The organism is Psychrobacter sp. 1U2, from assembly GCF_051847575.1.
In genome coordinates this window covers 1-792 of the sequence record NZ_JBPYDC010000874.1, presented here as the reverse complement: position 1 = coordinate 792, position 792 = coordinate 1, and the positions used below count along the sequence as shown (strand labels likewise).

The window sequence follows — 792 nt, the reverse complement described above, 5'->3', positions numbered from 1 at the left end:
CTTGAATATAGGCGGAAGTTTTGGATTTTTTCTCTTCTAAAATTTTGCCAGTTTTGACCTCACTAATCTCATGTCTAATCGGTAATAAGTTACCTTTGGCTTTTTTGTGAGCGCGATGTTGGTACCAATAGCATTGATAACGTTTGGCATCAATCTCGATAATAACTTCTGCTGAGCATTCACCCGTACCTTGGGTCATGATTTCGTTCGTCGAGCCGGTAATATCGCCCAATCTTGGCGTTTGACTATAAAGCGCTAAGCAAATTGCATCCAAGATGGTGGTCTTGCCAGCGCCCGTCTGCCCAGTAATGGCAAAAATGCCTTCATTCAGAAAAGCGGGGTCACTAAAGTCGATGTGCCATTCACCTTTTAGGGAGTTGAGGTTTTTAAGTCGTAGTTCAATCAGTCGCATGGGCAGGTCTTATTTTTATATAGAGTAGTTATAAAGAGAGTGGTGACCAGAAGTTTTTGACTAGCATCTAAAATGCGCTGCTATTATTCAGCCTGAGTATCTTCATGCTGCAGGTTATAAACGATTTGATCATACGCGTTACGTAAGGACGATTTTTGTTCATCAGGGATATTGTGAGTGGTCAGGCAACGCTCAAATACCTCTGCTTCATTTAAGTCTTGGAGAGTCTCAGAGATTTGCTGTTGGTTCAGCACTTTATTATAGGTACGCGTGTTTTTAATTTTTAATACTTCACACGGCAAACCATCTACCATCGCCTGAATATGCTCACGCAACTCACTGACCACGTCATCACCCGTATAAATAATTTCAAGCCAAAC

Annotated in this window: 2 protein-coding genes; both read right to left on the bottom strand. The window is 41.5% G+C overall.

Going from position 1 to position 792, the window contains the following annotated elements; all coding sequences use genetic code 11:
- On the bottom strand, window positions 1-412 hold a 412-nt coding region (locus tag ACS8FD_RS19270; protein WP_439277044.1), incomplete at its 3' end, for an AAA family ATPase.
- Between the two features lie 83 nt (window positions 413-495).
- The coding region (locus tag ACS8FD_RS19265; RefSeq protein WP_439277043.1) for an exonuclease SbcCD subunit D C-terminal domain-containing protein at window positions 496-792 on the bottom strand (297 nt) is incomplete at its 5' end.